Source organism: Streptomyces adustus, assembly GCF_009377175.1.
Taxonomy (GTDB): domain Bacteria; phylum Actinomycetota; class Actinomycetes; order Streptomycetales; family Streptomycetaceae; genus Streptomyces; species Streptomyces adustus.
In genome coordinates this window covers 1-13689 of sequence record NZ_VJZD01000069.1, presented here as the reverse complement: position 1 = coordinate 13689, position 13689 = coordinate 1, and the positions used below count along the sequence as shown (strand labels likewise).

The window sequence follows — 13689 nt, the reverse complement described above, 5'->3', positions numbered from 1 at the left end:
TTCGCGGGGGTGTCGGCTGCGAGGGTCTGCGGGCGGTCAGTGCCGTCCGGTGAAACCGCGCTCGGTCAGCCAGGAGGTGATGACGCCGATGGCCTCGGCCAGCTGGGGCCGCTGGTCAGGGCCGGCGTAGTAGTGGGTGGCGCCCGCGACCTCGTACAGCGTCTTGTCCGGGTGGCCGACCGCGTCGTAGAGGCGCCGGGTGTGGCTGGGCGTGCAGGCGTCGTCGGCGGTGTTGCCGATCACGAGGGCGGGGATCCGCAGGTCGGCGGCGCACTTGACGCCGTCGCCGTTGGCGTCGTCGTAGCTCCACTGGGAGAGCCAGCCGCGCAGGGTGTTGAAGCGCGCGAGGCCCACGGGGCCGTTGTTGACCACCTTCGGGTCGCCGAGGTAACACCGGCCGGGCGTACGGTCGTTGGGGTCGACGGTGGGGTCGAGCCAGCGCGGGTCGGCCATGGTGCCGTGCACGACGAAGCCGCGTTCCTCCAACTCCCGCCCGGAGGCGCGCAGTTCGGCAAGCTGCTGCTTGACCCACGCGGTGATCCTGCGGTTGCGGGCGATCTGGGCGGCCCGGTACCTGGTCAGGAACTCCTCGGTGTACGGAGGCTGGTTGGGGTTCTTCGGGTCGTACAGGTCCAGTTCCGGGTCGCGTACGTCGGGGTCGGACTCGTCCAGGACCGAGGCGTCCAGCCACTCGGTCATGGTGCCGTGCCGGCTGATGTGCGCGGCAAGCAGCATGATGCCGTCGGCCGGGATCAGGTCCAGCCGGGTCAGGTCCGGGCCGTCGCCGGCGGGGGTGGCGGTGACGGTGGGGTTCTGGGCCTGCTGCTGGTAGTAGAGCGACAGGGAGCCGCCCCCGCTCCAGCCGGCCAGCACGACCTTGGCGTAGCCGAGCCGCTCGCGGGCGTCGCGGACGCAGGCGCCGAGGTCCTGGACGACCTTCTCCATGATCAGGGCGTTGTCGACGCCCCGGTAGCGGCTGCCGCAGTAGATGACGTGGTGGCCCGCCTTGGCCAGGCCGTTCATCATCGGCAGGTAGGCGCCGCCGCCGATCGGGTGCATGAACACGATGACGGTGTCGGACTCGACCTCCTTGGGCTTCAGGAGGTAGCTCTCCAGGGCGACCGTCGCGCTCGGGCCGCCGTAGGTGTCGCGGTAGGCCGAGGTGTCCTCGAACATCACCAGGTAGGGGATGCGGTCGTACGCGTGCTTCTTGGCTTCCGTGCTCATATCTGGATCTCCGGGTCTGCGGCGCCGGCTTCGGCCGCCGCGGTGAGGACCGCCTCGCTGGGTACCAGCCGTCGCCGGGTGTCGACGGCGATGATCTTCCATTCGACCCGGGTGTCCTTGTCGAAGCGGCGCCGGGAGCGCTCACGGGCCTTCTCGGCGGCCCCGTGGTGCGTGCCCTGCGGGGCGTGTGAGATCAGGCCGGGCGGCAGGTCGATGCCGAAGACGCTGCCGCCGTGGAAGAAGGCGATCTCGTCGAAGTCGACGTTGCGGTGGTACCACGGGAAGCGCTCGGTGCCCGGCACGCTCTCGGCGGCCCTGGGCAGGAAGTTCATCACGTACACGCCGGTGGCCTGCATGAACAGGTGCACGGTGGGCGGCAGGTGCACGCTCTCGGAGGTGATCACGTTGTAGTCGTCGATGTTGAAGGTGAAGGGGAAGTTGTCGCCCCGCCAGCCTTCGGCGTCGCACGGGTCGTGCGGGTAGTAGATCGAGGTGTGCTGACCCGAGTGGTACAGCCGTACCTCGTACTCGTCGCGGCCGTCGTCCTCGACCACGGCGGCCTCGGGGATCACCACGAGCGCGCTGTCGAAGGGGAAGTGCCGGCCGAGGACGCCCGCCGGCGGGACGCGGAACTCGTCGACCGCCTCGACGACCAGGACGCAGCTGCCGCCGCCGTCGGGGACCTGACGGTACGTGGTCGCCTTCGGGATGTAGACGTAGTCGCCGGGCCGGTAGGCCAGCGGGCCGAACTCGGTGACGAAGGTTCCGGTGCCCTGGTGCACGAAGTGCAGTTCGTCGCCGTCGACGTTGCGGACGTAGAACGGCATGGGCTCGGCACGCATGCTCAGCGAGATCCGGCAGTCGGCGTTGCTGAACATCAGCAGCGGTGCGCCGCTCGGGTCGTCCTTGTCGGCGGGAGTCAGCGCGCTCGCGGCGATGTCGACGCCGGTCAGCGGACCCTCGCTGCGGTACCGGGTGGGGTCGTGGCGTCGGTAGAGGTGCGCCGTGCGGCCCTCGAACCCGCCACGGCCGAGCTCGTCGTCCTTGAGGCCTTCGAGGTCCGCGTGGATCCTGCGGGGCGTCACGCCTTTCCGCAGATGGGTGAATGACTCCACTGTGCCGCTCCCGTCTTGGTCCGGGGCGCCGGACGGTGTGCCGTCCCACGCCCCGGAACCGAACCGCCGTACCGACTGATCGGTACATTAATCTGGCCGAATATTCCCGTCAATGGTGTGCTGGATCACCGCCGATCGCGCCTCGGGCAGGCACGGACCGGCCTTTCGCTCAATGCTCCGCCGACGCCGCCAGTCGCGCGTTCAGCGGTGCCGGATCGACGTATTCCTCGATCCGGCGGATATGCCGGTCGTCGCAGAAGACCCGGAGCATGGCGGGCATACGTATTCCTTCGCACCGTCCGCCGAGTTCGACGACGTGCTGCTGCACGAATCCGTCGTCCAGAACCGTCCGCCGCACGTCCGTATAACGCAGCGGGCCGGCTTTGGCTGCGAGCCAGGAAAGAAGCCGCAGGCTTTCCACGCGCGTCTGGTCGACGTCGTCGTAGTTGTGCCAGACGGTCACGTGCGGGCTGTACAGCGCGTCCAGTTCCGCGAGGTCCCCGTGGGAGACCGCGGCGAAGAACCGGTCGGCGAGGGCGGAGACGCCCGCGCTCACGCCTGCTCGCCGTCCGGCTCGCCGGTGGGGCCGTAGTTGAGGCGCAGGCCCGGCCGCGGCCAGTCCACCTTGACGAGCTGTCCGGTGCTGGCCATGGTGATGTAGGCGGTCCGCAGGCCCTCGCCGCCCCAGCAGATGTTGGTGAGGCCGGGGTCGTTGTCGACGTCGATGTCGACGAACTCCACGAGTTCGCCCTGCGGGCTGACCACGGAGATGCCGGTGTGGACCATCGACGCGACGCAGAGGTTGCCGCCGGCCTCGATGCCGAGCCCGTCGAAGTTGGTGTGGTCCGGCGCCGTGTACAGGAAGTTGCCGCCGCCGGAGCCGCCCATGGACAGCCCGCCCTTGATCTCGCCCGGGGCGGTGACCTCCCACCACCACACGCGCGCGGTGAACGTCTCGTTGACGTACAGCCGCGTCCCGTCCGGGGAGAGCCCGATGCCGTTGGGACCGTCCATCCCGCCGGTGAGCAGCTTGATCGAGGTGCCGTCGGCGGTCGCGTAGAAGAGCCGGCCCTTGTCGCCCGTGACCCCGTCGCTCTTGCCGTAGTCGGTGAAGTACATGCCGCCGTGGGCGTCGAAGACCAGGTCGCTGGCGCTGCGCAGCTGCTGTCCGTCGCACTCGGTGTAGAGCGTCTCCACGGAGCCGTCCGTGAGGTCGACCGCCTGGATGCTGCCGGTGACGTAGTCCGGGGCTATGCCGCCGGCCCAGGTGAAGCCGCCGACCTCGAAGCCCATCATGCCGCCGTTGTTGGTGACGTAGACCCGGCCGTCCGGGCCGAGGGCCGCGCCGTTGGGGCCGCCGCCCAGCTCGGCCACCACCGACGTGGTGCCGTCCGGGGTGATCCGGGTCAGCGTCCCGCGCAGCAGCTCCACGACCAGCACGTCACCGTTCGGGAGCGCGACGGGCCCCTCGGGGAACTTCAGTCCGGTGGCGAGAGTGGTGACATTCATGTGCTTTCCCTTCCCGTGATTTCTTGTCCAGCCGACTTCGTTTCGTTTTCCGTCGGGCCTTTATCGCAGTGCGAGGCCCGGCCGCGGCCAGTCCACCTTCAGCAGCTTTCCGGTGCTGGAGGCGGTGATGTACGCGGTGCTCAGGTGCTTTCCTCCCCAGCAGATATTGGTGATTCCCGGGTCGTCGCCGACATTGATGTCGACGAATTCCACGAGCTGCCCCTTCGGGCTCACCACCGAGATGCCCGCGTGGATCATCGACGCCACGCAGACGTTTCCTCCGGCCTCGACGCCGAGCGAGTCGAAGTTCGTGTAGTCCGGCGCCGTGTACAGGAAGTTGCCGCCGCCCGAACCGGCCAGGGACAACCCGCCCTTGACGACTCCGGGGGCCGTGATCTCCCACCACCAGACCCGCGCGGTGTAGGTCTCGGACACGTACAGCCGCTTGCCGTCCGGCGAGAGGCCGATGCCGTTGGGACCGTCCATCCCGTCGGCCAGCTTCCGGATCGACGAGCCGTCGGCCGTGGCGTAGAAGAGCCGCCCCCGGTCCACGGTGCTCGCGCCGGTCTTGCCGTAGTCGGTGAAGTAGAAGCCGCCGTGGGCGTCGAAGACGAGGTCGTTCGGGCCGCGCAGCTGCCGGCCGTCGGCCTCGGTGTAGAGCGTGCGCACCGAGCCGTCGGCGAGGTCGACCACCTGGATGCTGCCGGTGACGTAACTCGCCGGTGTGCCGCCCGCGAAGGTGAAGCCGCCGACCTCGAAGCCGTTCAGACCGCCGTTGTTGGTGACGTAGACCCGGCCGTCCGGGCCGAGGGCCGCGCCGTTGGGGCCGCCGCCCAGCTCGGCCACCACCGACGTGGTGCCGTCCGGGGTGACCCGGGTCAGCGTCCCGCGCAGGACCTCGACGACGAGCACGTCACCGTTCGGAAGCGCGACCGGCCCCTCGGGGAACTTCAGCCCGGTCGCCAGGACTGTGACCTTCGGCTTGCGGCGCCTGGCCGGCCCGCCCGCGGCGGCGGCCGCGCCGACCGGGCCCAGCACCGCGGCACCCGAGGCGCCCGCGGTCACCGCGGTCATACGTCCGATCAGCGACCGGCGCGAGAGGGGCCGCCGCGGCGGCGAGGTGTCCTGACCGGGCTCCGCGGACTCTCCGGTTCTTTCCATGGCCAGCCGTCCTTTCGGTGGATGGAACACTTGGATGGAACTCTTGGATGGATCTCCTGGTGAACGAGGTACGGGGGTCACTCGCCGGTGCCGAACCGGTCCCGCAGGTCGTTCTTGCGGATCTTGCCGCTGACGGTCTTGGGCAGGGCGTCCGCGAAGAACACCGCGCGCGGCTGCTTGTACGAGGCGAGCCGACTCCTGCACTGCGCCACGATGTCGTCCGCCGAGACCTCCTGCCCCTCCCGGCGAACCACCACGGCGGCCACCTTCTCGCCCCAGACCGGGTCCGGAAGACCGATGACCGCGGCCTCCGCGACCGCCGGGTGCTCGTAGAGAGCGTTCTCGACCTCGCTGGAATAGACGTTCTCGCCACCGGTGATGATCATGTCCTTGGCCCGGTCGACGATGTAGAGGAAGCCCTCCTCGTCCATGCGGGCGAGGTCGCCGGTGTGGAACCAGCCGCCGTCGAAGGCCTCTTCGGTCGCCTTGGGATTGCCGTGGTACCCGACGGTGACCTGGTCGCCCTGGACGACGATCTCACCCACCTCACCGACCGCGCAGTCCTCGCCGTCGGGCCGCACCACCCGCACGTCCACCAGGGCCATCGGCTTGCCGACCGCGTCGAGCAGGTGCAGCTCGCCGTTCGCGGCCCGGATGTGGGCCGCCTTGTCGAGGGTCAGCATGTTCCCGGCCAGCTCGGTCATGCCCATGCCCGCGTACACGACGGGCCCGAACCGCTCGATCGTCCGTCGGAGCACATCCACGGGGATCTTCGAGGCGCCGTAGCCCATCCACTCCAGACTGCTCAGGTCGTACTCGTCGATCTTGGGGTGGGCCAGCAGCATCGACATCATCGTCGGGGCGAAGCCGCCACTGGTGACCCGGTGCTCCTGGACCAGCCGCATCCACTGCTCCGGGTCCCAGCCGGACATCATCAGCACGGTCCCGCCGTTGAACTGGTGCATCGGAGTGAGGTAGCCGGCCACATGGCACAGCGGCATCGCGTTCAGGTAGGTCGTGTCCGCCGTCGGCTCGTAGGCGAGCACCGACTGGATCAGCGCGGTGTTGATGTTGCGGTGGGTGAGCTGGGCTCCCTTGGGGAATCCGGTGGTGCCGCTGGTGTAGAGAAGCCAGGCGACCTCGTCGTCGCTGACGCGTACCTCGGGCTCGGTCGGCCGCCCCTCGGCCACGAGGTCCTCGTAACTGCGTACCCCCGGCCGGGACTCACCGATCACGACGATGTGCTCGACCGTCTCCAGGTCGCCGCGGTGGTCGGTCAGCGCGTCCAGATAGCGCTCTTCGACCAGGACGACCCTGGCGCCGGAGTTGTTGAGGATCCACACCCATTCCTTCGGGTGCAGACGGTAGTTGAGCATGGTCAGCGCCATGCCCACGGCGGGGACGCCGTAGTAGGCCTCGACGTACTCGGGGTTGTTCTCGGACAGGATCGCGATCCGGTCCCCCCGCGAGGCGATGCCGAGGAGGGCGTTCGCCAGGCGCATCGCGCGCCCGTACAGCTCGGCGTAGGTGCGTGTGCCGGTGCCGTCGACCATGACAAGCGCCTTCTTGCCCGGAGTCCGCATCGCATTGCGACGCAGCACATCACTGATCAGCATGCCGTTCTTCCTCCTGGGTGTGGTGCGGCCGGGGGCGCTCTCGCCCCCGCTCGTCGCCGCCGCCTGTCGACGCGTCCGGGGAACTGCTGGTGGGTTTCGCCGACCGGGTTCACGGGGCCGGCGCGATTCCGCCGGGTCCCGGCGGATGGTCCCTCCCGCCGGAAGCCTGCGGGTGCTCTCGGACCGGTGGTCCCGGACCTGTGGTCCCGGACCTGTGGTCCCGGATCGGTCGGTCGCGGGCGGCGGGTCCGTTCGGGGCGGCGTCCCGCGGGCCCGGCCCGCCGCTCGGTCGTGGTCTGCGCGGTCCGACGGCGTACGCCGTGCGCACCGCGCCGGCGGGCCGCTCCCGCGACCCGTTCCGACTCTGTACCGTTCGGTCGGTACAGCGCATGTAACCACAGGGAATTCGGGTTCGTACAGACCTCGGAAGGTGCTGCGCCGATCGATCGCGAGAGGCTTTCCGCGGACCGGGAATCCCTGTCCGGGCAGGCCTGATCGCGGTCGCGACGCGACTCGGCGGCGCGGCGCGGACAGGCCGCCGCGAGGCGTCCCGGCGCACCGTGCGCCGGTGTGTTCCTCGGACGCGCACGGCGCGTCGTCGGCTCACTCCTGCGTCTGCTGCTCCGTCAGATGGCGCCGCAGCGAGGCGCGCGCCGCCAGTACGTGCGAGGCCATCACCGACTGCGCCCACAGTCCGTCGCGGGCGTCCATCGCGTCGACCAGCTCACGGTGCTGCCGCAGGCTGCGCCGCATCTCCTCGGGCGAGTAGTTGTGGAACGTGTGGCGCACCAGGGAGATCTCGATGACTCCGGAGATCAGCCCGGGCAGCAGCGCGTTGCCGGCCGCCCGGTGCAGCGTGCGGTGGAACTCCACGTTGAGCGCGGTGATCCGGTCGTCGGCGTCGTCGCCGCCGGTCCGTGCCACCTCGTCCATCGCGTCGCACAGCGCGCGCATCTCCTCGACGAACGCCTCGGAGCCCTCGCGCTCGGCCGCGCAGCGCGCGGCGTGGCCCTCCAGCAGCGCGCGTATCTCGAAGATGTCGTCGAGGCCGGCCGACCCCATCCCGGTCACCTGCGTACCCCGGTTGGGGTGCACCTCGACCAGGCCGTCGGCCTGCAACCGGCGCAGAGCGTCGCGTACGGGGGTGCGGCTGACGTCGAGCGCGGTGGCGATGTTCTCCTCGCGCAGCCATGCTCCCGACGCGTACTCCCCCGTCAGGATGCGCCTGCGCAGTTCCTCGTAGACCCTCGCCGACGGTCTTGTCATCGTTTCCGCTCCCGGTACGGCGCCGACCTGTGTGCTCCAGGACGCTGCCGTGCACCGTCCGCCCGGAGGATCACCGCGGCGGCGCGGGGAATCGCCCGGCGCGCAGCAGTTGACCCGGCAGTGGCCTGCCGAGCACCTCGGTGATCCACGCCGCGGCGGACAACAGCGCGTCGAGGTCGACGCCGGTGTCCACACCTTGTCCTTCGAGCAGGTAGACGAGGTCCTCGGTCGCGATGTTACCGGTCGCGTTCGGAGCGAACGGGCAGCCCCCGATACCCGCGACGGAGCTGTCCAGGACCGACACACCCGCTTCGAGCCCGGCGTAGGCGTTGGCGTAGCCGGTGTTGCGGGTGTTGTGCAGGTGCAGCCCGAGCGGGACGCCCAGCGCGGCCGCGCCGGTGAGCAGCCGGGTCACCTGCCGGGGCACCCCGACGCCGATGGTGTCGGCGAAGACGATCTCGTCGGCCCCGGCGGCGGCGACCTGTCCGGCGAGGTCCAGGACCCGGCCGGGGTCCACCACCCCCTCGAACGGGCAGCCGAACGACGCGGCGAGGGTGACGCTCGCGCGGCGGCCGTCGGCGTGCGCCGCGGCGACGATCCCGCCCACGTCCGCGACCGACTGTTCCACGCTGCGTCCCTGGTTGCGCCGGTTGAACGACTCGGTCACACAGAAGGCCATCCGGGCCTCCACGCACCGGGTCCGCGCCAGCCGCTCGTAGCCGCGGGGGTTGAGCACCAGTGCCGCGTGCTCGACGCCGGCCACGGGTTTCGCCGTGGCGCAGACCTCCTCCGCCCCTGCCATCCGTGGTACGCGCTCGGGGTTGACGAAGCTGGCGATCTCCACCCGGCGCAGGCCGGTCGAGGACAGGCGGTCGACGAACTCGGCGCGCAACCGCGGGCTGAGCTGCTCGGCCTCGTTCTGGAGGCCGTCGCGTGGGCCCACTTCACAGATTCTGACGGTCACGTGCTGTCTCCTTGTGCAGCCGGGGGTCCCCGGACGGGGCCTAGATGACGCCCTGTTCCCGGAGCCGGGCCCTGGCCTCGGTGTCCAGCCCGAGGAGGCCGCCGTACACCTCGTCGTTGTGCTGTCCCAGTTCCGGACCGAGCGTGCGCACGGCACCCGGGGTGGCGGACAGCCTGGGGGCGACGTTCTGCATCGGGAACGAGCCCAGCTTGTCGTGCATCAGCCGGACGATCGCCTGCCGCGCCCGGAAGTGGGGGTCGGCGAGCATGTCCTCGGCCGTGTAGATCAGTCCGGCGGGTACGCCGTGGTCGTGCAGCCGGGCGAGCAGTTCCTCGGCGTCGAACCGTCGGGTCCACTCGGCGACCAGCTTGTCGAGCTCCTCCAGGTTCTCGCCGCGGGCGGCGTGCGTGCCGTACCGCTCGTCGGTCCGCAGCTCCGGCCGGTCCATCAGCTCGGCCAGTCGGTTGAAGACGGTGTCGCGGTTGGCGGCGATCAGGACGGCCGATCCGTCGCGGGTGGGATACACGTTGCTGGGGGCGACCCCCGGCAGGACCGAACCGGTGCGCTCGCGCCTCGATCCGGTGAGCTCCCACTCCGGCAGGACCGCCTCCATCAGCGCCAGCACCGCTTCGTAGATGGCCGAGTCGACGACCTGGCCCCGCCCGGTGTGCTCGCGGGAGTACAGGGCCATCACCGTGCCGAGTGCGGCGAACATACCCGCCAGCGAGTCGCCGATCGAGATGCCGGTACGGCTGGGGGCCCGGTCGGGCTCGCCCGTGATGTACCGGAGGCCGCCCATCGCCTCGCCGATGGACCCGAATCCGGCACGGCGCGCGTACGGGCCGTCCTGGCCGTACCCGGTGACGCGGGTGACCACCAACCGCGGGTTGATCTGGGCCAGTTCGGCGGGCCCGAGCCCCCACCGCTCCAGCGTGCCCGGCCGGAAGTTCTCGATGAGGACGTCGGCGGTGGCGAGCACGTCCCGCAGCAGCTGCTGCCCTTCCGGCCGTCGCAGATCACAGGTGATCGACTTCTTGTTCCGGGCGATCACCGGCCAGTTCAGCGAGAGCCCCTGTGGCAGCAGGCGCCCCCACTGCCGCATGGGGTCGCCGCCGGAGGGATCCTCGGCCTTGATCACCTCGGCCCCGAAGTCACCGAGCAGCTGTCCGCAGAACGGTCCCGCGATCAGCGAGCCGGTCTCGACCACCCGTACTCCCGCCAGCGGTCCCGGGGAATCCCCGGCCGTGCTCGCGGGCGCCGTACGCGGGTCGCCACTCCGCTCGTCGTCAGGCATGCGATGTCCACCTCTCTCCCCTTGTGTACACATCGACCGACCGTCAGCTTGTACACAATCAGAACCCGAAGGCGGCGGGCTTTGCGCAGCGCCGCGCTTCTGATCACGCACACTAACCATCGGTGGCGAGAAATGACAGAGAGATTGTGCTCAATTTTCGACGTGGTGTCGTAGCCGCCCCGAGACCCCGGCAGCCCGGACCCCTTACTCGCGGGGTGCCCGATCACCGGAGCGAAGCCTCCTGTTTGCGATCCCTCCCGCAGGTGCCAGCCTGGTTCGGGGGCCCCTGTACACCGTCACGCGAACTCGGTTCCTTGCTCACCGCATGAGGGAGAGAGGGCGACATGAGGGCAACGTTCCTGTACGAGGCCGGTGACGTGCGCGTCGAGGACGCGCCGGACCCGGTGATCGAGCAGCCCACCGACGCCGTGGTGCGCGTCGTGCGCTCCTGTGTGTGCGGCAGCGATCTGCACCCGTACCACAACCTGGCGGCCGCGGACGGGCCGGCGCCGATCGGGCACGAGTTCATCGGCGTCGTCGAGGAGCTCGGCTCGGAGGTGTCCGGACTCGACCGGGGCGACCTGGTGGTCTCCCCGTTCGCCTTCGCCGACAACACCTGCGCGTACTGCCGCGAGGGCCTGCACACCTCCTGCCCCAACGGCGGCTGGTACGGCAACGGCGGCGTCGGCGGCGCCCAGGCCGAGGCGGTACGGGTGCCGCAGGCGCAGGGCACGCTGGTGAAGCTGCCCGCCGGGGTGGACGAGGGCCTGCTGCCGTCGCTGCTGACCCTGGCGGACGTGTACGGCACCGGGTACCACGCCGCCTTCCGGGCGGGCGTCGAGCCGGGCGACTCGGTCACCGTCATCGGTGACGGCGCGGTCGGACTGCTCGCGGTGCTGTCGGCCGGAGAGCTCGGCGCCGAGCGGATCATCCTCATGGGCCGCCACAAGGACCGTACCGACCTGGGACGCTTCTTCGGCGCCACCGATGTCGTGGCCGAGCGCGGCGAGGAGGGCATCGCCCGGGTCCGCGAGATGACCGGCGGCCACGGCACCCGCGCGGTGCTGGAGGCGGTCGGGCACCTTCCGGCCTACGAGACGGCCGTCGGCGTGGTGCGCCCCGGCGGCGTGATCAGCCGGGTCGGGGTGCCACAGTACGAGGACGCACCGGTCGGCTTCGGCAGCCTCTTCGGCCCGAACGTCAGCCTGACCGGCGGACCGGCCCCGGTGCGCGCCTACATCGACGCCCTGCTGCCCGCCGTCCTGGACGGCTCGCTCGAACCGGGGCGCGTCTTCGACCGCACCGTCACCCTGGACGAGGTGCCCGACGGCTATCGCGCGATGGACCGGCGCGAGGCGCTGAAGGTCATGATCACGTTCTGATCCGCGAGCCTCCGTCCCTCCCGACACGCTGGCGGGTCCGCCGTCCGACCCGACCGGCAGATCCTCCGTCCGGCCCACCCGACAGATCCTCCGTCCGGCCCGTCCGACGGGCATGGTTCGTTCGGCCCCCGTCGGCTTGCCCGCCCGGTCGGGCCACGGTGGTGTTCAGGCAGAGACATCCCCCTGTCGACGCCTGGCCGGCGGAAGGACGGAACATGCGAATACCCCGGTCCACAGCGGGCCGCCGACGGCGTACCGCACCCCTTGCCGCGGCGGTCCTCTGCCTGACGGCGATGACCCGGCCGGACCTCGCCGCGGCCGCGGCGCCACTGCCCCCGGCAGCCGCCCCGGTGCTCGACTGGCGTCCCTGCGCCTCCGGCGGCCCGTTCGACTGCGCGACCGCGAAGGTACCGCTCGACTACCGCGAACCCACCGGCCGTTCCATCCGGCTGGCCGTCGTCAGACGCAAGGCGACCGGCCCCGGACGTCGTATCGGCACCCTGTTCCTGAATCCCGGCGGCCCGGGCGGACCCGGCACGCTTCAGATGCCGCAGTGGTACGAGTTCTTTCCGAAGGAGGTGCGGGAGCGGTTCGACATCGTCAGCTGGGACCCCCGGGGCGTCGGCGAGAGCACGGCGGTGCGCTGCTTCGACAGCGACCTGGCAACCGCGGTCTGGCAGGCACGCGTACCCGCCGGTTTCCCGGTGGGCGCGCGGGAGCGGGCGGCCTGGACGGCCGCGTACCAGGATCTGGGCCGACGCTGTCAGAAGCGCGACCCGGAGCTCCTGCGCCATGTGTCGACCACCGACACCGCCCGGGACCTCGACCTGCTCCGGCGTGCGGTGGGCGAGACCCGGCTCACCTACTGGGGCACGTCCTACGGGTCGTTCCTCGGCGCCACCTACGCCAACCTCTTCCCCGACCGGGTCCGCGCCATGATCCTCGACGGCAACTTCGACCCCCGGGCCTGGTTCGGCGAGGGCACCGGCACCGGCCTCGCCACCTTCCAGCGCCTGGGCGCGGACATCGGCGCGGCCGCCACCCTAGACCGGTTCCTCACCCTGTGCGGCTCCGCCACGGCCGCGAACTGCGCCTTCTCGGCCGGGGCCCCGGCGGCGACACGCGACAAATTCGCGCAGCTGTCGACCCGGCTCGCCGAGCACCCGGTGGGTGCGTGGACGTACGCCGCGGCCATCGACGACCTGCTCACCAACCTCTACGTGGTTCACCCCGCTTGGTCCCAGGCCGCCACCCGGCTGGAGGAACTGTGGCAGGGTCGCGCGCCCGAGCCGTCACCTCCGCTGTTCCCGCAGCCGGCGAAGATGCCCTATCTGGGGGTGGAGCAGGCCGCCGCGGTGCTCTGCTCCGACAGCCCCAATCCGCGCGACCCGGCCGCCTACCAGGCCCTGGCGGAGCTCGGCGCGCGCCGGGCCGGAGCGGCCGGACAGTACTGGGCCTGGGCCTCGGAGGCCTGCGCCCAGTGGCCCGGCCGGGCCGCCGACAGCTACACCGGCCCCTGGAACCGGCCCACGGCCCACCCCCTGCTGCTGGTGAACAACGTCTACGACCCGGCCACTCCGTACCGGGCCGCGCAGGCGATGGCCGCGCAGCTGGCCGATGCCCGGCTGCTGACCGTGCAGGGGTACGGGCACACCGTCCTGCTCAACCCCAGCACCTGCGCCAAGAACCACGAGAGCCGCTATCTCGTCGACGGCGTCCTCCCGCCCGCCGGTGCGACCTGCCGGCCGGACCGCCCGCCCTTCGCCACCGGCACGCCGAAGGTCGATACGGACACCCCGCCGCCCTCCGCCGACACACCACGGGACGGCACGGACACCCCGCCGCTCTCCGCCGTGAAGCCGCGGGGCGGCATGGACACCGGCGGGGGCGCGCTGGCCCGCGTCGCCGACTGAGCGCGGCCCGTCCCGACGGGCCGCTGGTCGACGGCTCCCGCGTCGATTTCCCGCGGGAGCGCGGCGACCGGGACCGGTCCCGGTGTCAGGGACCGGTCCCGGTCGCCGGGAGTTCCAGGCGCAGTTCGTAGCCGCCGTCCACCGTGGGTCCCGCGGTCACCGTGCCGCCGAGCAGCGCGGCACGCTGTTGCAGGCCGACCAGCCCGTAGTGCGCGCTGGGCAGCGGCAGGGCGGGCCGGGTG

The 13689-nt window shown here is 71.1% G+C and carries 12 protein-coding genes; 2 read left to right on the top strand and 10 right to left on the bottom strand.

Annotated features, from left to right (window positions below; all coding sequences use genetic code 11):
• Positions 1 to 36: 36 nt before the first annotated feature.
• The 9 genes from FNH09_RS18850 to FNH09_RS18810 all read right to left on the bottom strand — a co-directional run bounded on the left by FNH09_RS18850 (position 37) and on the right by FNH09_RS18810 (position 10152).
• Positions 37 to 1227: an alpha/beta hydrolase gene (locus FNH09_RS18850; RefSeq protein ID WP_152889413.1), complete on the bottom strand. Its 1191-nt coding sequence runs from the start codon at positions 1225 to 1227 to the stop codon at positions 37 to 39.
• Positions 1224 to 2342 (bottom strand): homogentisate 1,2-dioxygenase, encoded by a 1119-nt coding sequence (locus FNH09_RS18845; RefSeq protein ID WP_162468778.1) that lies wholly within the window; start codon positions 2340 to 2342, stop codon positions 1224 to 1226. Before FNH09_RS18845 ends, FNH09_RS18850 begins: the two co-directional genes overlap by 4 nt.
• Before the next feature lie 169 nt (positions 2343 to 2511).
• Positions 2512 to 2898, bottom strand: a complete 387-nt coding sequence (locus FNH09_RS18840; protein WP_162468777.1) for a nuclear transport factor 2 family protein — start codon at positions 2896 to 2898, stop codon at positions 2512 to 2514.
• A complete protein-coding gene (locus FNH09_RS18835) occupies positions 2895 to 3851 on the bottom strand; it encodes an SMP-30/gluconolactonase/LRE family protein (RefSeq protein WP_152889411.1) in 957 nt (318 codons plus the stop codon). The genes FNH09_RS18840 and FNH09_RS18835 overlap by 4 nt, the downstream gene beginning before the upstream one ends.
• A 60-nt stretch (positions 3852 to 3911) precedes the next feature.
• Complete coding sequence (locus tag FNH09_RS18830; RefSeq protein ID WP_202919699.1) at positions 3912 to 5012, bottom strand: SMP-30/gluconolactonase/LRE family protein; 1101 nt, start codon at positions 5010 to 5012, stop codon at positions 3912 to 3914.
• Between the two features lie 77 nt (positions 5013 to 5089).
• Positions 5090 to 6628: a class I adenylate-forming enzyme family protein gene (locus FNH09_RS18825; protein WP_152889409.1), complete on the bottom strand. Its 1539-nt coding sequence runs from the start codon at positions 6626 to 6628 to the stop codon at positions 5090 to 5092.
• Positions 6629 to 7231: 603 nt separating this feature from the next.
• The gene (locus tag FNH09_RS18820; protein WP_152889407.1) at positions 7232 to 7894 is read right to left on the bottom strand and encodes a GntR family transcriptional regulator; all 663 of its coding nucleotides are present in this window, start codon (positions 7892 to 7894) and stop codon (positions 7232 to 7234) included.
• Positions 7895 to 7964: 70 nt separating this feature from the next.
• Entirely contained in the window at positions 7965 to 8858 is an 894-nt protein-coding gene (locus tag FNH09_RS18815; protein WP_162468776.1) for a hydroxymethylglutaryl-CoA lyase, read from the bottom strand.
• 40 nt (positions 8859 to 8898) lie between these two features.
• Positions 8899 to 10152, bottom strand: a complete 1254-nt coding sequence (locus tag FNH09_RS18810; protein ID WP_152889405.1) for a CaiB/BaiF CoA transferase family protein — start codon at positions 10150 to 10152, stop codon at positions 8899 to 8901.
• Between the two features lie 344 nt (positions 10153 to 10496).
• Here FNH09_RS18810 and FNH09_RS18805 point away from each other — a divergent pair, with 344 nt between their 5' ends.
• Together FNH09_RS18805 and FNH09_RS18800 are read left to right on the top strand one after the other, a co-directional pair.
• Entirely contained in the window at positions 10497 to 11534 is a 1038-nt protein-coding gene (locus tag FNH09_RS18805) for an alcohol dehydrogenase catalytic domain-containing protein (protein ID WP_202919698.1), read from the top strand.
• Between the two features lie 215 nt (positions 11535 to 11749).
• On the top strand, positions 11750 to 13447 hold the full coding sequence (locus FNH09_RS18800) for an alpha/beta hydrolase (RefSeq protein ID WP_152889403.1): 1698 nt from the start codon (positions 11750 to 11752) through the stop codon (positions 13445 to 13447).
• 85 nt (positions 13448 to 13532) lie between these two features.
• On the opposite strand, the gene FNH09_RS18795 is transcribed toward FNH09_RS18800, so the two are convergent.
• On the bottom strand, positions 13533 to 13689 hold a 157-nt coding region (locus FNH09_RS18795; RefSeq protein ID WP_476691268.1), incomplete at its 5' end, for an ATP-binding protein.